The organism is Serratia sp. Sp408 (assembly GCF_057180665.1).
This window is the reverse complement of record NZ_JBXUFT010000001.1, coordinates 764101-787490: the sequence shown is the minus strand read 5'-3', so window position 1 is coordinate 787490 and position 23390 is coordinate 764101. Positions and strand designations below refer to the sequence as shown.

16 protein-coding genes and 2 pseudogenes are annotated in these 23390 nt (G+C 56.1%); 5 read left to right on the top strand and 13 right to left on the bottom strand.

Features of this window, described 5'->3' with window-relative positions:
• Positions 1–414 precede the first annotated feature (414 nt).
• From focA to pflA, 3 genes are all read left to right on the top strand, one after another.
• Positions 415–1272, top strand: a complete 858-nt coding sequence (gene focA, locus AC2AXP_RS03760; protein WP_004964949.1) for a formate transporter FocA — start codon at positions 415–417, stop codon at positions 1270–1272.
• Between the two features lie 52 nt (positions 1273–1324).
• Entirely contained in the window at positions 1325–3607 is a 2283-nt protein-coding gene (gene pflB, locus AC2AXP_RS03755) for a formate C-acetyltransferase (RefSeq protein ID WP_004964952.1), read from the top strand.
• 298 nt (positions 3608–3905) lie between these two features.
• Positions 3906–4646 (top strand): pyruvate formate lyase 1-activating protein, encoded by a 741-nt coding sequence (gene pflA, locus AC2AXP_RS03750; protein WP_004964954.1) that lies wholly within the window; start codon positions 3906–3908, stop codon positions 4644–4646.
• Between the two features lie 52 nt (positions 4647–4698).
• Here the strand turns inward: pflA and AC2AXP_RS03745 are convergent, their stop codons facing one another.
• From AC2AXP_RS03745 to lrp, 13 genes and pseudogenes are all read right to left on the bottom strand, one after another.
• A complete protein-coding gene (locus AC2AXP_RS03745) occupies positions 4699–5844 on the bottom strand; it encodes an MFS transporter (protein WP_039992270.1) in 1146 nt (381 codons plus the stop codon).
• Between the two features lie 120 nt (positions 5845–5964).
• Positions 5965–6516 (bottom strand): 4Fe-4S dicluster domain-containing protein, encoded by a 552-nt coding sequence (locus AC2AXP_RS03740; RefSeq protein ID WP_004964958.1) that lies wholly within the window; start codon positions 6514–6516, stop codon positions 5965–5967.
• Positions 6516–7124: a Tat proofreading chaperone DmsD gene (gene dmsD / locus AC2AXP_RS03735; RefSeq protein WP_039992804.1), complete on the bottom strand. Its 609-nt coding sequence runs from the start codon at positions 7122–7124 to the stop codon at positions 6516–6518. Before dmsD ends, AC2AXP_RS03740 begins: the two co-directional genes overlap by 1 nt.
• 135 nt (positions 7125–7259) lie before the next feature.
• Positions 7260–8126, bottom strand: coding sequence for a DmsC/YnfH family molybdoenzyme membrane anchor subunit (locus AC2AXP_RS03730; protein WP_484381417.1), 867 nt, complete (start codon positions 8124–8126; stop codon positions 7260–7262).
• A gap of 1 nt (position 8127) precedes the next feature.
• Entirely contained in the window at positions 8128–8745 is a 618-nt protein-coding gene (locus tag AC2AXP_RS03725; RefSeq protein WP_004964969.1) for a DMSO/selenate family reductase complex B subunit, read from the bottom strand.
• A gap of 10 nt (positions 8746–8755) precedes the next feature.
• Complete coding sequence (gene dmsA, locus AC2AXP_RS03720) at positions 8756–11209, bottom strand: dimethylsulfoxide reductase subunit A (RefSeq protein WP_004964972.1); 2454 nt, start codon at positions 11207–11209, stop codon at positions 8756–8758.
• 84 nt (positions 11210–11293) lie between these two features.
• Entirely contained in the window at positions 11294–13744 is a 2451-nt protein-coding gene (gene ynfE / locus AC2AXP_RS03715; RefSeq protein WP_198772754.1) for a selenate/tellurate reductase subunit YnfE, read from the bottom strand.
• A gap of 269 nt (positions 13745–14013) precedes the next feature.
• On the bottom strand, positions 14014–15306 hold the full coding sequence (serS, locus tag AC2AXP_RS03710) for a serine--tRNA ligase (protein ID WP_004964977.1): 1293 nt from the start codon (positions 15304–15306) through the stop codon (positions 14014–14016).
• Between the two features lie 109 nt (positions 15307–15415).
• Complete coding sequence (locus AC2AXP_RS03705) at positions 15416–16702, bottom strand: replication-associated recombination protein A (RefSeq protein ID WP_004964980.1); 1287 nt, start codon at positions 16700–16702, stop codon at positions 15416–15418.
• A 67-nt stretch (positions 16703–16769) separates the two neighbouring features.
• Complete coding sequence (gene lolA, locus AC2AXP_RS03700; RefSeq protein ID WP_004964982.1) at positions 16770–17381, bottom strand: outer membrane lipoprotein periplasmic chaperone LolA; 612 nt, start codon at positions 17379–17381, stop codon at positions 16770–16772.
• Positions 17382–17573: 192 nt separating this feature from the next.
• Positions 17574–19961: pseudogene (locus AC2AXP_RS03695) on the bottom strand (DNA translocase FtsK); the annotation flags it as partial.
• 666 nt (positions 19962–20627) lie between these two features.
• A pseudogene (locus tag AC2AXP_RS03690) lies at positions 20628–21029 on the bottom strand (DNA translocase FtsK 4TM domain-containing protein); the annotation flags it as partial.
• A gap of 231 nt (positions 21030–21260) precedes the next feature.
• Complete coding sequence (gene lrp / locus AC2AXP_RS03685) at positions 21261–21755, bottom strand: leucine-responsive transcriptional regulator Lrp (protein ID WP_004928318.1); 495 nt, start codon at positions 21753–21755, stop codon at positions 21261–21263.
• A gap of 88 nt (positions 21756–21843) precedes the next feature.
• On the opposite strand from lrp, the gene AC2AXP_RS03680 reads away from it, so the two are divergent.
• The gene (locus AC2AXP_RS03680) at positions 21844–22104 is read left to right on the top strand and encodes a hypothetical protein (protein WP_127913612.1); all 261 of its coding nucleotides are present in this window, start codon (positions 21844–21846) and stop codon (positions 22102–22104) included.
• A 224-nt stretch (positions 22105–22328) separates the two neighbouring features.
• Positions 22329–23300, top strand: a complete 972-nt coding sequence (gene trxB / locus AC2AXP_RS03675) for a thioredoxin-disulfide reductase (protein ID WP_004964987.1) — start codon at positions 22329–22331, stop codon at positions 23298–23300.
• Positions 23301–23390 lie beyond the last annotated feature (90 nt).

The window sequence follows — 23390 nt, the reverse complement described above, 5'->3', positions numbered from 1 at the left end:
GCCGCCGGTGCCTGTCAATCGCCCGATGATCAGCACCCTAATGTTGCCGGGAAACCGGCGCATTTTCATCTGGTGGCGATCTGCGCCCCACAGGGCAAATCTCCCCCGACCTGCAATGGTTACAAGAAAGTTAAATTCAGGTTAATTGCACGATGATATTTTGCCCTTTGACGGCAAAATAAATACAAAAAATTAACCGTTAGACTAGCATCCCCGCCCATCCATTCAAAAAAGAATGCAAAGTTTAAAAAAAATTTTTTAGATAAAAAACAAATAGTTGAGTTAATTTTTGCCAAAATTTTCGCGTTTCTGACCCTTCTACTTTGGCCCATCATGATCCAAATCAACTTTTACCGCATACCGCTTTGCTAGTATCTCATTGCGTTGTTATAACCCTTTTGAGCGAGAGCTAGCGTGAAAGCAGACAATCCTTTCGATCTGTTATTACCTGCCGCAACGGCGAAAGTCGCCGAAGATGCGGGCGTATATAAAGCGACCAAGCAGCCGCTTAAAACGTTTTATCTGGCCATAACCGCAGGCGTATTCATTTCAATCGCCTTTGTCTTCTATATCACCGCTACCACCGGCACCGCAGCGGTGCCCTTCGGCCTGGCCAAACTGGTCGGCGGTATCTGCTTCTCTCTGGGACTGATGCTGGTGGTGGTCTGCGGTGCAGACCTGTTCACCTCCACCGTCCTCACCGTGATTGCCAAGGCCAGCGGCCGTATTACCTGGCGCCAACTGGCAACTAACTGGCTTAATGTCTATATTGGTAACCTGATCGGCGCACTGTTCTTCGTCGCCCTGATGTGGTGTTCCGGCGAATATATGACGGCCAACGGCCTGTGGGGGTTGAACGTGTTGCAGACTGCCGATCACAAACTGCATCACACCTTTGTTGAAGCCGTGTCACTCGGCATTCTGGCTAACCTGATGGTCTGCCTGGCAGTGTGGATGAGCTACTCCGGCCGCAGCCTGATGGACAAAATGTTCGCCATGGTTCTGCCGGTCGCCATGTTCGTTGCCAGCGGTTTTGAGCACAGTATCGCCAACATGTTCATGATCCCGATGGGCATCGTAATCAAGCATCTCGCCACGCCGGAGTTCTGGCAGGCCGTAGGAGCAACGCCCGAGCAATTCGCTCACCTGACCGTAAGCAATTTTATCATCGACAACCTGATTCCTGTCACCCTCGGTAATATCATCGGTGGCGGTCTGCTGGTTGGGTTGACTTACTGGGTAATATATCTGCGTGGTGATCGGCAGCACTGAGCCGCTATCGCAACGCCGGGTTCGAAATCCACAATTAGAAGGTAGGTGTACAATGACCGAACTTAACCAAAAGTTAGCCCAGGCCTGGGAAGGTTTCAGCAAAGGTGACTGGCAGAACGAAGTCAACGTCCGTGACTTCATTCAGAAAAACTACACGCCTTATGAAGGTGACGAATCGTTCCTGGCCGGCGCCACTCAAGCCACTACCACCCTGTGGGACCAGGTCATGGAAGGGATCAAACTGGAAAACCGCACTCATGCGCCGGTTGATTTCGACACCAACGTCGCCTCTACCATCATTTCTCACGACGCGGGCTACATTAACAAGAATCTGGAAACCATCGTTGGTTTGCAGACCGAAGCTCCGCTGAAACGCGCGCTGATCCCGTTCGGCGGCATCAAAATGGTTGAAGGTTCCTGCAAGGTCTATGGCCGCGAACTGGATCCACAGTTGAAAAAGGTGTTCACCGAATATCGCAAAACCCATAACCAGGGCGTGTTCGATGTTTATACCAAAGACATTCTGAACTGCCGCAAATCCGGCGTACTGACCGGTTTGCCAGATGCCTATGGCCGTGGCCGTATCATCGGCGACTATCGCCGCGTAGCGCTGTACGGTATCGACTATCTGATGGCTGACAAGCTTAACCAGTTCAAGTCGCTGCAAGACAAACTGGAAAACGGCGAAGACCTGGAAATGACTATCCAGCTGCGCGAGGAAATTGCCGAGCAGCACCGTGCGCTGGGCCAGATTAAAGAAATGGCCGCCAAATACGGCTGCGACATTTCCCGCCCGGCCATCACCGCACAGGAAGCCGTGCAGTGGACCTACTTCGGTTATCTGGCCGCGGTAAAATCCCAGAACGGCGCAGCAATGTCCTTTGGTCGCGTATCCACCTTCCTCGATGTCTACATCGAACGCGATCTCAAAGCCGGCAAACTGACCGAAGAGCAGGCGCAAGAGCTGATTGACCACCTGGTGATGAAGCTGCGCATGGTGCGCTTCCTGCGTACACCGGAATATGACGAACTGTTCTCCGGCGACCCAATCTGGGCCACCGAGTCGCTGGCCGGTATGGGCGTTGACGGCCGTACGCTGGTCACCAAAAACAGCTTCCGCTTCCTGAATACCCTGTACACCATGGGGCCGTCGCCAGAGCCAAACATGACCATTCTGTGGTCAGAAAAACTGCCGTTGAACTTCAAGAAATACGCGGCGAAGGTGTCTATCGATACCTCTTCCGTACAATATGAAAACGATGACCTGATGCGTCCGGACTTCAACAACGACGACTATGCCATCGCCTGTTGCGTCAGCCCAATGGTGGTCGGCAAGCAAATGCAGTTCTTCGGTGCGCGCGCCAACCTGGCGAAAACCATGCTGTATGCCATCAACGGCGGCGTTGATGAAAAACTGAAAATGCAGGTTGGTCCGAAAGAAGCGCCAATGATGGATGACGTGCTGGACTATGACAAAGTCATGGATCGCATGGACCACTTTATGGACTGGTTGGCAAAACAGTACGTAACCGCGTTGAACATCATTCACTATATGCACGACAAGTACAGCTACGAAGCTGCCCTGATGGCGCTGCATGACCGTGACGTTTACCGCACCATGGCCTGCGGCATCGCCGGCCTGTCAGTGGCTGCCGATTCGCTGTCTGCCATCAAGTACGCCAAAGTCTCTACCATCCGTGACGAAGACGGCCTGGCGGTAGACTTTAAAATCGAAGGCGAGTACCCGCAATTCGGTAACAACGACGCCCGCGTCGATGACATTGCCTGCGACCTGGTAGAACGTTTCATGAAGAAAATTCAGAAACTGCGTACCTACCGCAATGCGGTGCCGACCCAGTCCGTGCTGACCATTACCTCCAACGTGGTATATGGTAAGAAAACCGGTAACACGCCAGACGGTCGCCGCGCCGGTGCACCATTCGGTCCTGGTGCCAACCCAATGCACGGCCGCGATCAGAAAGGCGCAGTGGCCTCGCTGACCTCCGTTGCCAAACTGCCGTTTGCCTACGCCAAAGACGGTATCTCATATACCTTCTCCATCGTACCTAACGCGCTGGGCAAGGATGACAACGTGCGTAAAGCCAACCTGGCGGGCCTGATGGACGGTTACTTCCACCATGAAGCGTCAATCGAAGGTGGCCAGCATCTGAACGTTAACGTCATGAACCGTGAAATGCTGTTGGAAGCCATGGAAGATCCTGAGAAATATCCTCAGTTGACCATCCGCGTCTCCGGCTATGCCGTTCGCTTCAACTCGCTGACCAAAGAACAGCAGCAAGACGTGATTACCCGTACTTTCACTCAGTCGATGTAATCCTCTGCCTGGTCGGGTGGTTAACCCCTCTCGGCCAGCCGATTGCTCACCGGGGCCGGATTTTCCGGCCTTTTTAACACATCATGCTCGCCCCCTGACTCTGCAGAGTCTGTTTTGCCAGAGGTCTATAATCGATGGATATCCGGCAAAACAGTTATCCGGTAAATAGCCGGCGACAGGCATCGTTCCACCCTGGCACTCGGGCACTGCCCTGCTGCCGCATCGCTGATCCCTGCCGACCGCTATACGCCTACTTTTTAGACTGCGTTTGACAGTCAATTTTGGAGAAACCCCTGCAATGTCTGTGAAAGGTCGTATCCACTCATTCGAATCCTGTGGCACCGTTGATGGCCCGGGGATCCGCTTTATCGTCTTCTTTCAGGGCTGCCTGATGCGCTGCCTTTACTGCCATAACCGCGACACCTGGGATACGCATGGCGGCAAGGAAGTCACCGTCGAAGAATTGATGAAGGACACCGTGTCCTATCGCCATTTCATGAACGCCTCCGGCGGCGGCGTGACCGCATCGGGTGGTGAAGCCATTTTGCAGGCCGAATTCGTGCGCGACTGGTTCCGCGCCTGTCATCAGGAAGGTATCAATACCTGCCTGGACACTAACGGGTTTGTGCGTCGTTACGATCCGGTGATTGACGAATTGCTGGACACCACCGATCTGGTGATGCTCGATCTCAAGCAAATGAATGACGATATTCATCAGAATCTGGTTGGGGTGTCCAATCACCGCACGCTGGAATTTGCGCGCTATCTGGCGAAACGCAATCAACGCACCTGGATCCGCTACGTAGTGGTGCCGGGTTGGTCAGACGACGATCGGTCTGCCCATTTGCTGGGTGAGTTCACCAAGGACATGGCTAACATCGAAAAAATCGAGTTGCTGCCCTACCATGAGCTGGGTAAACACAAATGGGTGGCGATGGGGGAAGAGTACAAACTGGACGGCGTGCATCCGCCAAAAGCGGATACCATGGATCGCGTCAAGGGGATCCTGGAGAGTTACGGTCACACCGTGATGTATTGATTTCCCTGCCAGGATCAAAAAACCCGGTGCCATTGCGCCGGGTTTTTTAGTTTCAGGCGGCAGCCAGCGGCGTGTGATGGCGATCCGGCCGCTTCAGCAGCATCATCAGATATACCAGCGCCACGGCCGCAATCATCACAAACAGCAGGCGGTCGGAATAGCTCTGCATCAGCATCGCCGTCATGGATGGCCCTACCAGACTGCCGATGGTGTAACTCATCAGCAGCGCCTGGTTCATCGCCACCAGCTCATGCGGCATCGCCTTCTCACAGGCCCAGGACATCGCCACTGGATACAGGGTGAAACCGGCACAGCCGAGGATAAACAGCGACGGCGCCATCGCATAGTTGCCCAGCATCGCCACGCTGGCCACAATCACCACAAAGACCTGAATGCGCAATACCAGCAACCGACCGTAGCGGTCGGCCATGCGCCCGACCGGCCACTGCCCGACGATGCCGGAACTGACCAGCAATGCCATCCAGTAACCGACGTTGGCGTCACTAAAACCCTGATGCGACAAATACAATGGCATTAACCCATACAAAGAACCGAGTACAACGCCGGAAATAATGCAGCCGTTGATACCAAGACGTGCGCTGCGGCGCTTCAGCATCGGCCAGACCGCTGCTTGCTGCGGTTCATCTTCCGCACGGTTAACCCGCGCAAACAACATCGGCAGCATGGCAGTGATCACCAGAGCAGTGACCCACGGCAATACGCTGAGCAACTGGGTAGGCAGCATGCTCAGCAGCAGTTGGCCCAGCACCGTACCGAGGTAATACACCATCATGTAAGCAGCCAACAGTTGACCACGATTACTCAGGTTGCCGCTGCGCAGCAAGGCACTTTCAACGATCACCCAAATCCAGGAACACCCTACGCCGGCAAAGAAGCGCCAGCCCATCCAGCTCCAGAAATCCAGGGAAAGCGCCATACCGGCCGTTGCAGCGGCAAAAACCAGGCAGGCAAGATGATAACTACGGGTGAAACCAATACGTTTGATGAGTTTACCGGCCACCAGGGTGCCCACAAGATTGCCAGTAAAATATGCAGATCCAATCATCCCCACTTGCCAGGTTGACAACTGAGCGTGGTTTAACCAAAGGGGGACTAAAGTATTCAATACAGCAATTGAAACCGTAAGCAACAATAAGCCACAGAGCAGGAGTAGCACTGGGCGAGAATATGCGGACATAGTGAAATGGGAACCGAACACGCAATGAGAGTGCGCGCATCATGCCACTGGCGATAAAAAAGTCAATCGGCTAATCCATGATGATCGCACAATATGTTTATTAAATTTCTGGAGTCTCGTTCACAGGCGGGGCGGCAGAGGTTTTTCGCCGGTGGGTACCAGCACAATATGGCCATGGCAGCAGGATAATTTGCACAGTCCGCAACCATTGCATTGCCGATCGTCACACTGCCACTGAGCTTCAGCGTTGGCCGTCTGGTTGAACGACAGCGCCCGTTGCGGGCAGCTGATGACGCACATCCGGCAGCCGTCCCGCAGCCCCAGACAGCTCGCGCTGATTTGCGGCCGCAGAGTGGTGTCGCTCGGCATGCCGGCGCGTAACGCGCCGGTCTGGCAAGCGGATGTGCATTTCAGGCAATGATCGCACTCGGTAAACTCGACGTTGAGCACAGCCTTGCCCTGCTGCACCGTCAATAATCCATAAGGACAGGCGTCGCTACAGTCACCACAGCCGTTGCAAGCCGCGCAGAACAGTGCTTCGGGCAACGCCTGCGGTGGACGTGCGCTGGGCGGCGTGGGAGCCATCTCCGCTTGCCTGGCGCGCGTAACCCAACCGGTGAACAGCCGTCGACGCTGGCTGCCTTCAGCACTCAGCGACGGTTCACTTTTCATCAGAAATGCAGCTCCAGCTCGACTACCGGTTCGCTGCATTGTTCTGCCCACGCGCTCAGCGTACTTTGTGCCAACTGCGCCAGCCCCAGATAGAACGGATGGACGGCATGCTGTTCCAGCAAACTCAGAAAACGTGGCGCCCAAGGCAACAGATGCTGGCTCAATAGCGCCTGCAACAACCGGCCCTGTTGCTCTTCCGCCAGCCAGGCGGCCATCATCAGCAAAGTGCCAAGATGATCTTCCGGTTCGTTCTGTTCGCGCTGAGTATCAATACCATTATTCCTCAGCCATTTGCGTAGTCGCAACGTAGAATCGCCGAACAAAACGTTCTCTTTATCCAGATAGACCGAGCCCCACGGCGGCGCCGGCAAGGCATACGGGCCGACAAACAGCCGTTGATAAGCCTCGCAAAGCGTCTCCGACTGTTGATCCTTAATGCCTTCGGCTATCAGTTGCGCCGCAGCCTGGTTCTCGCCATAAGGCCACTCCGCCAGCCAGACCGGGTCTGCCATCGTCGCCAGCAAGGCACGGCATTCATCACTCTCAGGCGGCGCATACAGCAACACCCCCAGCACACGGCCGGTTAACGCAATATTATCAAGCTTCATAAGCATCAGATTTCCAACAGGGCACCGTCAATCGCCACCGTTCACACCGTTTTTTGCCAGACCGCCGGCGGTCACGTCGCTGCCGCCGTAAAACGATGAGAAATCCAGTGGCGCCAACGGCACCCGTAGTCAATATTAACCCGCCACCGCCATACCGACGGTCATGTGCAGGCCGTAAAATACCCCGCGGCCAATCAGTTCCCCGGCCACTATCAGTATCAGGCCGAGCGCCAACGCCGCCACGCTCGCGTTACCACGGCGCAACTGTGGGCAGATCCAACAGCCAAACCCCAACACCAGCAGCAGCAGCAGCAAACGCCAGACCATTAACTGACCATACTGTGGAATCAATGCCGACGCCTGCTGGACCGAACTGCTGATGGTCGCCAGTTCACTGCCCTGCATCATCGCAGCTCCCAGACTGATCAGCAGCGCAACCACGCCAATCATCATCAGCACATTACGCCAGGCCAACCTCAACCCGGCAGCCTGCAACAGCAGCATGCCCAGCATCGGCCCTGCGATAAACACCGTCAGGAAGAAGCCGAGCGTAGTGTAACCGTTATACCAGGTCGGCACCGTATCTATCTGATAGACCCGCGTCATGGCATAGACAAACAACAGCCCCAGCAATATGGTCAGCCCCAGCCACAGCTTGCCCAACGCCGGTGGCATCTTGTGCAATACCGCCAGCAGCCAGTAAATGCCGCCCACGGCAAAGAACAGCGAACCGCTGGCAATTTCATTGCTCAACGCCGAAGCGCCCACGCGATTGAGCGAATTAAACGCCCGCAGCGGCGAACCGAGGTGCAAAACGGAAGCAACAAAGGCAATCCCCATCAATAGCCACAGAAAGAACATTGATCGATGCAGTGCCTGCGTTTCACGCGCGGTCAGTTGCCCTTTAATCAGCACCCATCCCGTCACCATCACGCCGCCCACCACGCATTGGCCCAATACCGTAAACAGCATCAGCGGCCATTCATGCCATCCCATACCCATATCAAACCTCCTTCGGATTGGCCAGATGGCCAGTGGTATCACCGGTTGGCCGACTGTTGGCGTTCGGTTTGAGCACAATGCTCGGTTTGGTGAAATGCGCCGCCGGCAACGGAGCAACCTGAGCCAATTGACCATGCTGTTGGCGCAATTCGTCAATCGGGCCAAAGTCCAGCGCACGCAGGGGACAAGACTCCACGCAGATCGGTTTGCGACCCTCGGCTACCCGCTGATAGCAGCCATCACACTTGGTCATATGTCCTTTGGCGGCGTTGTACTGCGGCGCGCCATAAGGACAGGCCATATGGCAATAACGACAACCAATGCAGACCTCTTCATTGACGACCACGAAGCCGTCATCACGCTTGTGCATCGCCCCTGTCGGGCACACTTGGGTACAGGCCGGCTGTTCACAATGGTTGCAGGCGATCGACAGATAATAGGCAAAGACATTTTGCTGCCAGCCGTCCCCATCCTGCTGCCAATCACCACCGGCATATTCATAGATACGGCGGAAGCTGACGTCAGGCGTCAGGTTTTTATAATCTTTGCATGCCAGCTCGCAGGTTTTACAGCCGGTGCAACGACTTGAATCAATAAAAAATCCGTATTGCGTAGTCATCAGCTACTCCTTAAACCTTGGCAACCTGTACCAGGTTGGTATGAGACGGGTTACCCTTCGCCAGTGGCGATGGCCGCTGACTGGTCAGTACGTTAATGCTGCCGGCGTGATCGATACGGCTGCCATCCGGGGAATACCAGGCACCCTCGCCCAGCGCCACCACGCCCGGCCGCATACGCGGCGTGACTTTGGCATTAATCCGCACTTCGCCACGCTGGTTGAACACCCGAATCAGATCGCCGTGGTTGATGCCACGTTGTTTGGCATCCAGCGGGTTGATCCACATTTCCTGGCGGCAGGCCGCTTGCAGTACGTCGACATTGCCATAGGTGGAATGGGTGCGCGCCTTGTAGTGAAAACCGGTCAATTGCAGCGGATATTGGCCGGCCAACGGATCGTCGTAATTCTCGAATCCGGCGGCGTAGACCGGTAAGGGATGAATCACGTCGTCCTTGGCCAACTCCCAGTTTGCTGCCAGGTCGGCCAGTGCCGCAGAGTAGATTTCGATCTTGCCCGACGGCGTGGTCAGCGGATTGGCCTGCGGATCGGCACGGAAAGCGCGGTAGGCGACATGATGACCGTCCGGATCGCGTTGCTTGTAAATGCCCTGGGCCAGGAACTGTTCAAAGCTCGGCAGCCCCGGGATCCTGTCGCGCGATTGTTGATACAGATGACGCAGCCACTGTTCCTGGCTGCGGCCTTCGGTAAATTGTTGCTCAACCCCCATGCGTCGGGCGATTTCGCTGGTCATGTCATAAATGGTCTTGCATTCGAAACGCGGTTTGATCGCCTGATTGGCAAAAATCACATACCCCATATTGCCGCTGGAGGCATCCAGGCAGAAGTCCATCTGTTCTGACGCGGTACAATCCGGCAGGATCAGATCGGCATATTTCGCCGAGGAGGTCATATGGTTATCAATCACTACGATCATTTCGCACTGCTGTTCATCCTGCAAAATGTCATGGGTACGGTTAATATCCGAGTGCTGATTGATCAGGCAGTTACCGGCGTAGTTCCAGATAAACTTGATCGGCACATCCAGCTTGTCCTTGCCGCGTACGCCATCGCGTTTGGCGGTCATTTCCGGGCCACGCCAGATAGCATCGGTCCACAAGAACATCGAAATGCTGGTTTTTACCGGGTTTTCCAGCGTCGGCATACGGACAAACGGCAGGCTGTACGACCCTTCCCGCGCACCGCTGTTGCCACCGTTAATGCCCACGTTGCCGGTCAGGATCGCCAGCATGGCGATGGCGCGTGTGGTGATTTCTCCGTTGGCATGGCGCTGCGGCCCCCAGCCCTGACAGATATAGGCCGGTTTGCTGCTGCCGATCTCGCGCGCCAGCTTGATGATGCGCGCAGCCGGAATACCGGTGATCTTTTCTGCCCAGGCAGGGGTTTTCTCGATGCCGTCGTCACCCTGACCCAGAATGTAAGCCTTGTAATGACCATTGGCCGGCGCGCCGGCGGGCAAGGTTCTTTCATCATAGCCAACGCAGTATTTGTCCAGAAACGGCTGGTCGACCAGGTTTTCGGCGATCAACACGTGAGCCATACCGGCGACCAGTGCCGCATCAGTTCCCGGCCGGATCGGGATCCACTCATCCTCTCGACCCGCGGCGGTATCGGTATAACGGGGATCAATGACAATCATCCGCGCATTAGAGCGTTCACGCGCCTGCTCCAGCAGATAAGTCACCCCACCGCCGCTCATTCGGGTTTCGCCGGGATTATTGCCGAACATCACTACCAGTTTGCTGTTTTCTATGTCGGTCGGGCTATTACCGTCGGCCCAACCGCCGTAGGTGTAGTTGAGACCTGCGGCAATCTGCGCCGAACTGTAATCGCCATAGTGATTTAAATAACCTCCGCAGCAATTCATCAGGCGGGCGATCAGCGTCGCGCCAGGCGGCCATGAACGGGTCATGGTGCCACCCAGGGTGCCGGTGCCATAATTAAGGTAAATCGCTTCGTTGCCGTAATCGCGGATAATTCGCTGCAGGTTGTCGCTAACGCGTGCGAAGGCCTCCTCCCAACTGATGCGCTTGAATTTACCCTCTCCGCGCTTGCCGACCCGCAGCATCGGATACTTCAGTCGGTCCGGGTTATACACCCGACGCCGCATCGACCGACCGCGCAGACAGGCGCGTACCTGATGCAGACCTTCATCGTCATCGCTGCCGGTATTATCGGTTTCGACGTAACAAATTTCACCGTCCGCCACATGCATGCGCAGCGGGCAACGGCTGCCACAGTTAACGGTGCAGGCGCTCCAGACAATCTTCTCCTCGGGTTGAGACGTTGTCGGCGCGTTCGTAGCATCCTGCGCCACCGCCCGTCGGGTAAACGGCAATGAAATGCCGCCAGCCATCAGCGCCAGACTGCCAATGGCGGTATTCTTAACCAATTTGCGCCTGGTACACGCAAAACCGGACCGGACTGGCGTTTCTTTTTCACTCATAATGATATCGCTCTGGGTTGCTTCAATTCGCCGCACTGCCAAGCTGCGGCAACAAAAATGGTAAAAACGGGCGTCAGCCCGCGGTTACAGCTTCTCGATTTGAATCAGATTGGTATGCTGCGGATTGCCTTTTGCCAATGGTGAAGGCCGGTGAGTGGTCAGGGTGTTCATACAGGCGCCATGATCGATACGATCGCCTTTCATGTTGGCCTGATGCCAGGCCCCCTGTCCCATGGCAACCACCCCAGGCATGATGCGCGGCGTTACTTTGGCGGCCACGCGTATCTCGCCGCGCGGGTTGAATACCCGCACCCTGTCGCCTTGCGCGATATTACGCGCTTGCGCATCCAGCGGATTGATCCACACCTCCTGCCGGCAAGCGGCCTGTAGTACATCGATGTTGGCATAGGTCGAATGGGTACGCGCCTTATAGTGAAAACCAAACATTTGCAGCGGATACTCTTGGCGCAGCGGATCGTCCCAGCCTTCAAAGGTTGAAGCGTAAACCGGCAACGGGCTGATGGTTTCGTCGGGTTGCAGTTGCCAGCTGCCGGCAATTTCGGCCAGCCGGGCGGAATAGATTTCAATCTTGCCGGAAGGTGTATTGAGTGGATGAGCCTGCGGATCCTGGCGGAACTGCTGATAGGCAACAAAATGGCCGGCCGGATCTTTGCGCTTATAAATCCCCATCTCGCGCAGCGCTTCATAGGACGGCAGTTGCGGATCGCGCGCCTGCATTTTGGCGTACAGGTAGCGTAGCCATTGCTCCTGCGTGCGTCCTTCGGTGAATTTCTGATGCACCTCCGGCCCCAGACGACGCGCTATTTCACTCATCACGGTATAAATTGGCTGGCGTTCAAACTTGGCGGAGGTGGCGGGCTGAATGAATATCAGATATCCCATATTGCCGGCATAGTCGTTGGGAATGATGTCTTCCTGTTCGACGGTCATCAGATCAGGCAGCAGAATATCGGCATATTTCGCCGAATCGGTCATAAAGTTTTCCAGCACCACAATCATTTCGCACCGGCTGTCATCCTGCAAAATGTCATGGGTTTTATTGATGTCCGAATGCTGGTTGGTGAGAGTATTGCCGGCATAGTTCCAGATGAACTTGATCGGTACCCCCAGTTTATCCTCACCGCGCACACCGTCAGCTGTGGCGGTCATCTCCGGCCCACGCATGATGGCATCGGTCCAGCTAAAGCAGGATATTTGCGTCTTAACCGGATTTTCCAATACCGGCATACGTTCGATAGTGATGGTATAGGTGGACTCGCGCGCGCCGCTATTGCCGCCGTTAATGCCGACGTTACCGGTCAAAATAGGCAGCATGGCGATGGCCCGCGCGGTCAACTCGCCGTTGGCCTGGCGCTGTGGCCCCCAGCCCTGAGAGATATAAGCCGGTTTGGTGCTGCCGATCTCGCGCGCCAGCTTGATGATGCGTTCAGCAGGAATACCGGTGATGCCTGCTGCCCAGGCCGGGGTTTTTTCGATACCGTCATCCCCCTGACCAAGGATGTATGCCTTGTAATGACCGTTGGCCGGCGCACCGGCGGGCAAGGTCTTTTCATCATAGCCAACGCAGTATTTATCCAGAAACGGCTGATCGACCAGGTTTTCGGCGATCAACACGTGTGCCATGCCGGCGACCAATGCGGCGTCGGTACCCGGACGGATCGGGATCCACTCATCTTCGCGGCCCGCGGCGGTATCGGTATAGCGGGGATCTATAACGATCATCCGCGCATTAGAGCGTTCACGCGCCTGTTCCAGATAATAGGTAATGCCACCGCCGCTCATTCGGGTTTCGGCCGGATTATTGCCGAACAGCACCACCAACTTGCTGTTTTCAATGTCCGAGGTGCTGTTGCCCTGGTTGCTGCCGTAGGTATACGGCATGGCACAGGCAATCTGTGCGGTGCTGTAGGTGCCGTAATGACCGAGAAAACCGCCGTAACAGTTCATCAGGCGTGCCACCAGCGAGGCGTAGGGAGACGAGCGGGTGATATTGCCGCCGACGATGCCGGAGGTGTAATTGATGTAAACCGCTTTGTTGCCATAGTTGGCAACGATGCGTTGCAGGTTGCTGACAATCTCGCTGTAAGCCTGCTCCCAACTGATGCGTTTGAATTTGCCTTCGCCGCGTTTGCCGACGCGCTTCATCGGATAGTTGAGTCGTTCAGGGTGGTTAATGCGACGCCGAATGGAACGTCCACGCAAACAGGCTCTAACCTGATGATCACCATAACTGTCGGTGCCGGTATTATCCGTTTCCACCCAGTAGACTTCGTCGTCACGCACATGCAGGCGTAGCGCGCAGCGGCTGCCGCAGTTAACCGAACACGCCCCCCACACCACTTTATCCTCGGCGGTTTTAGCCGCAGCATGACTGACCGCTTCCGCCAGCACCCGGCGACTAAATGGCAATGATATGCCACTGGCAGCCAGTGCCAGTCCTGCCATCGAGCCGGTTTTCACCAAGCTCCGACGACTGATTTCCCTGGTCAGCACGCTCGTTGTAGTTTCCGACATACGCTCACTCCAAATTTATCCCAATCCTGGGAATACCATGTCTGGTGATGCACAGATGGCTGGAGGAGTGCAGAGGATGCGTTTGTGATTTTATGGCAACGAAATAACCCCTCCATAGTGAGGGATATTACCCAGAAATGAGTAGCAAACTTTGTCTGCTATCAATAAAGCGGGAAAGTTTTTCCGGCAGTAGGACTTTCACCCAAGCCGCCAGCGCCGAGTGAAAAAAAAAAGCGCCCTAAGGCGCTTTCAGTGAGATCGATGGTTTGTTAACCGATGTATTCCAGACCGCCCATGTACGGACGCAATACGTCAGGCACCTGGATACGGCCATCGGCTTGCTGATAGTTTTCCAGCACTGCCACCAGGGTGCGGCCAACCGCCAAACCGGAACCGTTCAGGGTATGCACCAGTCGCGGCTTTTTCTCGGTTTTATTACGGCAGCGAGCCTGCATGCGACGCGCCTGGAAATCCCACATATTGGAACATGAGGAGATCTCACGGTAGGTATTTTGCGCCGGCAGCCATACTTCCAAATCGTAGGTTTTGCTGGAACCAAAGCCCATATCACCGGTGCACAGCAGCACCTTGCGGTATGGCAGGTTCAACAGCTGCAACACTTTCTCGGCATGACCGGTCAGTTCTTCCAGCGCATCCATCGAATCTTCCGGACGTACAATCTGCACCATCTCGACTTTGTCGAACTGGTGCATGCGGATCAGACCTCGGGTATCACGCCCATAGGAGCCAGCTTCGGAACGGAAGCAAGGCGTATGCGCGGTCATTTTCAACGGCAGGGATTCTTCTTCCAGAATTTCGTCGCGCACTAGGTTGGTCAACGGCACTTCTGCGGTCGGGATCAGCGCATAGTTGCTGCTGTCGGATTCTTCTTCCAGCGGCTTGGTGTGGAACAGATCTTCACCAAACTTCGGCAGTTGCCCGGTACCGTACAGCGTCGCGTGGTTGACCAGATACGGTACGTAGGTTTCCAGGTAACCATGCTGTTCGGTGTGCAGATCCAGCATAAACTGCGCCAGCGCACGGTGCATGCGGGCTATCTGCCCTTTCATCACCACAAAGCGTGCACCGGTCAGCTTGACCGCCGAGGCAAAATCCAGACCGCCGGCCATTTCGCCAAGCTCGACGTGATCGCGCACGCTGAAATCATACTGACGCGGTTCGCCCCAGCGGCTGACTTCCTGGTTTTCGCTCTCGTCTTTGCCGTTCGGCACAGAATCATCCGGCAGATTTGGCAACGCCAGCGCGTAGTCGCGGATTTCGCTTTGCAGCTTGTCCAGCTCCGCCTTGGCGGCATCCAGCTTTTCACCCAGATCGTTAACTTCGCGACGCAGCGGCTCAATGTCTTCCCCGCGCGCTTTTGCCGCGCCGATGGATTTCGATCGGGAGTTACGTTCTGCTTGCAGCGTTTCGGTTGCTACCTGCAACACTTTACGGCGTTCTTCTTGTGAACGCAGCAGATCCAGATCGAGTTTAAAGCCTCGGCGAGCCAGTTTTTCGGCGACTGCGTCTAGCTCGTTACGCAGCAGATTGGGATCGAGCATGCTAATCCTGTGCTTGTTGTTATTGAAAGAAAATTTGTCGTTCTATGCCGCTAATGAAAAGCCGCATAAAGGAAGAGTGATACCTGCTAACCTTACCGCAACGGCAACGCTAGCGGTAGCGTTTTGTCTGGCTATTTTGATCCTGCTCAGCGAGCCATGCCAACTTTTCACCGATTTTACCTTCCAGACCGCGCGCGGTCGGTTGATAGTAGCGCGTATTGGCCATTTCAGGCGGGAAATAGTTCTCGCCGGCAGCGTACGCGTTGGGTTCATCGTGCGCATAGCGGTATTCCGCACCCAGGCCCATTTCTTTCATCAGCTTGGTTGGCGCGTTGCGCAGGTGTTCCGGCACATCGTAGTCGGCCATCTCTTTGGCATCGCGCATTGCCGCCTTGAAGGCGGTATATACCGCGTTGCTTTTCGGTGCGCAGGCCAGATAGACGATGGCCTGCGCTATCGCCCGCTCGCCTTCGGCCGGGCCGACGCGGGTAAAGCAATCCCAGGCGGCAATCGCCACCTGCATGCCGCGAGGATCGGCGTTGCCGACGTCTTCCGAGGCAATCGCCAGCAGGCGGCGCGCCACATAGAGCGGATCGCCGCCGGCGGTAATGATGCGCGCATACCAGTACAGAGCAGCGTCCGGCGCCGAGCCGCGCACCGATTTGTGCAGGGCGGAAATCAGATCGTAATAGCGGTCGCCTTTATTATCAAAGCGCGCGCTGCGTTCACCGGAAACCTCTTTCAACAGTGCCGCCGTCAGCACCCGCTGGCCGCGATCGTCGACCTCCGCCATGTCTGCCATCATTTCCAGACTGTTGAGCGCACGGCGTGCATCGCCACCGACCAGTTCCGACAGCATGCGCCGCGTCTCTTCAGGCAATACGATATTCTGGCCGCCAAAGCCGCGGCTACTGTCGTTCATCGCCTGGTCCAGCACCTGGCTGATGTCATCAGCGGTCAGCGCTTTCAGCAAGTAGACGCGCGCACGCGACAATAATGCCGAATTCAATTCGAAGGACGGGTTCTCCGTGGTGGCGCCGATAAAGGTGATGGTGCCGTCTTCAATGTGCGGCAGGAAGGCATCCTGTTGACTCTTGTTGAAACGGTGTACTTCGTCGACGAACAGAATGGTGCGGCGCCCCGCATCGCGGTTCTGCCGTGCACGCTCGATTGCCTCGCGGATCTCCTTGATGCCGGAGGTAACGGCAGAAATGCGCTCTACGTCGGCCTGACCATAACGGCCTATCAGTTCTGCCAACGTGGTTTTCCCGGTGCCCGGCGGCCCCCATAGAATCATCGAATGCAACTGCCCGGCCTCAATGGCCCGCGGCAACGGTTTGCCCGGCGCCAGCAGATGTTGCTGACCGATGTACTGCGCCAACGTTGTTGGCCGCATACGCGCAGCCAACGGTTGGAATTCATTGTGGGAAAAATCGAGCGACAGATTATTACTCACGCAAACCTCACTGGCGCTGGTCGTCCAGCGTCACCCCCTTTGGCGGGGTAAATTTGAATTTGCCGGCGTCAACTGTGGTATTCTGCTGGCTTTTCAAGGCATAAGCGCTACGCTGGCCGTCTTGTTCTACCGCCGCAAAGCTCTTGATGGTCCCGCTATTGGTCACAGAAATCGCAAACTGCTTCAGGTTGCCGCTGCTGGACTTTGGCGTCAGTTCAAAATCATCGCCTTTCTGTTTGATGTTGTACTGCTTCCAGTCACTCGGGCTGTTGCGGGTGATCAGCATGAACGGCGTATTACCGGTGGCGCTTTTCAGCCAGGTTGCCGTAACCTGCTCGACAAAGGGATTATAGAACCACAGCGTTTCACCGTCGGAAACCAGCACGCTTTCGTCCGGCGAGGTCATGTGCCAGTTAAACAGATTGGGACGCTTGACCCAGAGTTCGCCCTCACCCTGCTGCACCGCCGAACCATCGCCGCCGGTCACGGTCTGGGTAAAGCTGGCGTGGAAACTGTTCACTTTCGCCAGGCGAGTCTGCAGATCCTGTGCGGCATCGGCCAGCACAGAAGTAGAAGCGAACCCGGACAGCAGACAACAGGCAACTAACAGTTTTTTCATTATTCCAGATACCTTATTCAATGCGTTTACCGCAGGGCAAGCCCATGCGGATCAAATGACCCGTAACGCCCCCACTTTACCGAATGCCGCCGGGCGGCAAAACGGCCAATATTCCGAGAAGGCGCGGTTTTACGCTTCTTTGCACAAGGGCCGCAGAGCGGCCCTTTATGAGTTTCAACGATCGGTCAGCAATCATTCATGCCGTGGCGGTGCCAGCACCTCACGGTTGCCGTTGTGGCCCTGCTCGCTGACAATGCCCTGCGCTTCCATCTGTTCGATGATACGCGCCGCGCGGTTATAACCAATACGGAACTGGCGCTGTACGCCGGAGATAGAGGCGCGACGTTTGTCGACCACAAACTCCACCGCCTGATCAAACAGCGGATCCAGCTCCTCATCACCGTCGATCCCGCCCCCGGCACCGCCTTCGCCATCGTCACCGGCGCTGAGGATGCCTTCTTTATATTGGGGCCGCTCACGCGCTTTCCAATCCTTGACCACCGCATGCACTTCCTGATCGCGCACAAAGGCGCCGTGCACACGTACCGGAATGGAAGAGTTGGGCGCCAGGTATAGCATGTCACCCATCCCCAGCAAGGATTCGGCACCGCCCTGATCGAGAATGGTGCGTGAGTCAATCTTGCTCGACACGGTAAAGGCGATACGCGTTGGAATGTTGGCTTTGATCAACCCGGTAATAACGTCCACCGAAGGACGCTGGGTCGCCAGTACCAGGTGAATACCGGCCGCACGCGCTTTCTGCGCCAGGCGGGCAATCAGCTCTTCGACCTTCTTGCCGACCGTCATGATCAGATCGGCGAATTCGTCGACCATCACCACGATGTACGGTTCTTTTTCCAATACCGGCGGCGTGATGTCCATGCTGTCGCTCGGCTTCCAGAATGGATCCGGGATTGGCCGCCCCATGGCTTCGGCCTGATCGACGCGCTCGTTGTAGCCGGCGATATTTCGCACGCCCAGTGCGGACATCAGCTTGTAACGACGCTCCATTTCGGCGACACACCAGCGCAAGGCATTGGCGGCGTCCTTCATGTCGGTAACCACGTCGGTCAACAGATGCGGAATACCTTCATAGACCGACAGTTCAAGCATTTTCGGGTCGATCATGATAAAGCGCACTTCCTTCGGCGTGGCTTTATACAGGATACTGAGGATCATGGCGTTAACGCCCACCGACTTACCGGAGCCGGTCGTACCGGCCACCAGCAGGTGAGGCATTTTGCCCAGATCCGCCACCACCGGCTCGCCGGAAATATCCTTGCCCAGTACGATTGACAGCGGCGACGGATTATCACGGAACGCCGGACAATCGAGCACTTCACGCAGATATACCGTTTGGCGTTTGGCGTTCGGCAGTTCCAGACCAACATAAGGCTTGCCGGGGATGACTTCCACCACGCGGACTGCCGGCGTCGACAGGGAGCGTGCCAGGTCGCGCGACAGGTTGGAGATGCGTGCAGCCTTCACCCCTGGCGCCAAATCCAGTTCAAAACGGGTAATTACCGGCCCCGGTAGAATATCGACCACGTCAGCCTTCACACGGTAATCCGCCAGGCTGGCTTCAACCAGGCGCGCCTTTTGCTCGAGTGCGAACGAATCCACCGGCTCGACTTCTTTTGGCGCCTCGGTCAGCAGATCCAGCGTTGGCAACGGCGTGGTAGGCTTTTGCAACGGTTGGTCGTTGCGCATCAGGAACGGATGGATCAGGCTATCCATCGCTGGCGGCTGCGGCGCGGCAGGTTGCGACGGCGGCTGATAGGCCTGCTGCTGAACCTGCTGTTGCTGTTGCTGATAAGCTGGCTGCACCGGTTGCTGCGGCTGAGCCTGATAAGCTGGCGATTGCGGTTGTTGCTGCCCGTAATGTGGCGGCTGTTCCGGCGGCTGGTAGGCCTGCTGTTGCGGCTGTTGATAAGCTGGCTGCACCGGTTGTTGCGGCGGAGCCTGATGAGGTTGCTGCTCGGGCTGCGCCGCTTCCGCCTGCGGTGAAAGGGTAAACAGCGGCTCGCTTGGACCATCATCAACCAGATCGTCGATCGGCGAGAAGCTGAACGCATTGCTGGTATCAACCGAGCGTGATGTTGGCTCGGCTTGCGGCTGCGACGTTTCGGCGTAACGTGCCTGCTGCTGTTCGGCAAATGCCTGACGCAGCGCGGCCTCTTGCAACGCCTCTTCATCATCCTGCGGAAGTTGCTCGCCATAGCGCTGGCTTTGTTGCTCGGCGAATGCCTGACGCAGTGCGGCCTCTTGCAGCGCCTCATCGTCTTGCGGGTTGGTGCTGGCGGCAGGCTGTGGCGCTTCGTCGCGGCTGCGCTGTTCCTGTTCGGCCATACGCTGCGAAGGCAGCTTGATGCCGTAGGAAGCCAGTTCGCGACGCGTCGGGATGCGTACCGGGTTTGGCCGAGGCAGTTCAGGGCCGATCCCCTGTTTTACCTGTGCACCGGCGTCGCTGGTGGCGCTGAATGCCGGCATAAAGGTATTGGCGGCTGCAGCGGCAACGCTGGCTGCAGCCGCGGCGTCAACCTGTGGTTTGCCGTCAACCGGCGAGGCGGCGTCTGCGGCGGCAAAGCCGTTGCCTACCTCAACCTCGCTGCTGGCGCGCTGCGCCGCAGAGAAATCAAACGGCGATGATTCATGCGGCGTGGCCGGCGCAGTTTGCCAGTCGCCCAGGGGCGGCTCATCGGCATCCTGATAGGGATCAACCTGATGCGGCGTTTTCGGCGTTGGCGTTTCTTCCGGGATTTCAAAAGAATACAACGGCGGCAGCGCGTTATCCGGCTGAGCGCTCATTGGCTGCTGGCTGACCGACGTCGGCGCCTGTGGCGCAGCGGTCACCGCAGCCGTTGGCACCGCTGCAGCAGCCGGCACCGCCGGCGAGGCCGCTGCCGTGGTCGCAGCCTCAGGCACCACCTGGTCAACGCCGGTGTGCTCATCGTCGGTGGCACGCAGAGTATCGAGCGGGTCGGCCGCCTGCTGTGCGCTTTCGGTTACGGAAGGCGCAGAGAACAGCACGTCGTCGTTATCGCTGGCGGCAGTCGCGGCAAGCGTGGGCGCAGTTGTATGGCCTGCAGATTCCGGCTCATCGATATAACGAGAGTCATCGTCATGATAACTCTCGTCACGGCGCGAACGGTTGGTCATAAAGGTCGCCACGCCCAGCACCGCACCGCCGATCTTTTCGGCGATCACCAGCCAGGACCAGCCGGTGAACAACGTCAGACCGGCCGCCCATATGCACAGCAGAGCCAAAGTAGCGCCAATGCCATTGAACCACGGGAGCATGGCGTTGCTCAGCAGACTGCCGATCACGCCGCCGGAAGCGAAGTAATAGAGGTCATCGACGTTAAGCGCCGCCAGCCCACACGAGGTGAGTACCAGCGCCAATGTGCCGATCAGGCGCAGTGACAGCGCAAAATAGTCGATATAGTCACCGCTGTCGCGCTGGCGATAAGCGACCCAGCACAGGATGACCATGATCGGTGGTATCGCGTAGGCGAGCACCCCGAAGGTGAAGAACAGTGTATCGGCCAACCAGGCCCCTACGCCACCGCCCAGATTATGAATCGGCTCATGCCATGCGGTCTGTGACCAGCTCGGATCAGATGGATTGAAACTGACCAGCGCAGCCATGAGGTAAACGGCAAAAATCGCTACCACAATCAACACAGCTTCCAGCAACCGGCGGCCACTGCTGAGTTTCTTTAGGGTAACTTCTTTATCTTCTGTGTATTCCTGGCTCAAGAAAGGCTCTCCAGGTTCCTGTTAGCGGATAACGTAACAGCGCCGAGAAGCTTCCCCGGCGCCGAAACTGTATGAATAAACAGGAGTGTAACGAATTTTATCAGGTTTTGCACCTGCACCTTACCGTGTTTTGATAACCAGACGGTTACTCTGTTTCACTTCTTCCATAACCACGTAGGTACGGGTGTCATTTACCCCCGGCAGACGCAGCAGCGTTTCGCCGAGCAGTTTACGGTAAGCCGACATATCCGGTACGCGGGTTTTCAACAGATAGTCGAAATCGCCGGACACCAGATGACACTCCTGAATCTCTTCAAGCTTCTGTACTGCCGAATTGAATTGCTCAAATACGTCTGGCGCGCCACGGTTCAAGGTGATTTCTACAAAAACCAGCAGCGATGCATCCAGATAATGCGGATTAAGCAATGCGGTATAACCATGAATGAAACCCTGACGCTCGAGGCGACGCACACGTTCCAAACACGGCGTTGGGGATAACCCCACGCGCTTTGAAAGCTCAACGTTCGAAATGCGGCCATCCTTTTGCAGTTCATTCAGGATGTTGCGATCGATACGGTCGAGATCTTTACCCGGGCGTTTCTTATTGTCTGCCATTCTTATTGTCTCTCTTATTTTCTTCCCTGCACTTGCCACACCCTAGCCAACGTCAATGTGTTAAGGGCTCGTTCCAAGCGAAGACCCGATGCCTGTTGTTTGCCGCCGATTTCGACTGGAAACCGACTGCGTTAGTGCTTCTTCACTACCCTCTTTTCCCGTTGCACAGCCTGTCTGTCAAACCCTGTGCGCGGGGATAATTTCTTCTTCCTATGATGTTTTCGCAAATGCGCAGCGGATTGTCAAAGTAAAAGAAGCAAAATCAGAAGAACGTACCGTTAAGAAAAGTCAGCGCCCCATTTTTGGTTATGAATCGCTGGTGGAAAAAGCGTGGCAGATAGCGGCATAAACCCGGCAAAAATGTGAATTTTCATTCATTGCCGTTTATTCTTTCCGCAGTGGCTCATATAAATTAAATTGCTGTATTTTGCTCTGCCCTCGCTGGCAACTTATTAATTAATAGGCAATAGCTATCAAACAAATCGTTAACAACATCCGCTGGTGCTTTTTTTACTGTCGCATTTTCCCTACAATCGGTTTCATTGTCCGCCATTGTGGGAAAAGAGGTTATTCATGGGCACGGCTAAACATAGCAAGTTATTGATTTTGGGCTCTGGCCCAGCGGGCTACACCGCGGCAGTGTATGCGGCACGCGCAAACCTGAATCCGGTGTTGATTACCGGCATGGAACAGGGCGGTCAACTGACCACCACCACCGAAGTGGAGAACTGGCCGGGCGACGCGGAAGGCCTGACAGGCCCCGTGCTGATGGAACGCATGCGCGAGCACGCAGAAAAATTCCAGACCGAAATCATTTTTGATCATATCAACAGCGTGGAGTTGCAGAACCGTCCATTCCGCCTGGTTGGCGACAGCGGTGAATACACCTGCGACGCGCTGATCATCGCTACCGGCGCTTCCGCCCGCTACCTCGGCCTGCCAACCGAAGAGGCATTCAAGGGTAAAGGGGTTTCCGCCTGCGCCACCTGTGACGGTTTCTTCTATCGCAACCAGAAAGTGGCGGTGGTCGGCGGCGGCAATACCGCCGTGGAAGAAGCGCTGTATTTGTCCAACATCGCCGCAGAAGTGCATCTGATTCACCGTCGCGACAGTTTCCGTTCCGAGAAGATCCTGATTGACCGGTTAATGGAAAAGGTCAACAACGGCAACATCGTGCTGCACACCGACCATACTCTGGACGAAGTACTGGGCGATGAAATGGGCGTAACCGGCGTGCGCATTCGCAGCACCCGGCATGAAGAACGCACCAGCGACCTGGCGGTTGCCGGGGTGTTTATCGCCATCGGCCACAGCCCTAACACCGGTATCTTCGGCGGCCAGCTGGAATTGGAAAACGGCTACATCAAGGTACAGTCCGGTATCCACGGCAATGCCACCCAAACCAGTATCCCTGGCGTGTTTGCCGCTGGCGACGTGATGGATCATATCTACCGCCAGGCGATCACCTCTGCCGGCACCGGCTGTATGGCGGCACTGGATGCGGAACGTTACCTCGACGGCATCGCTCAGGCTGAAGTGCTGTAACCCCTCCAGTCAGTCCTTACCGATATTGACAAATAAGGCGGCCAATTGGTCGCCTTATTGCTTTTCAGTCTGCGCAGTGACGAGGTAACA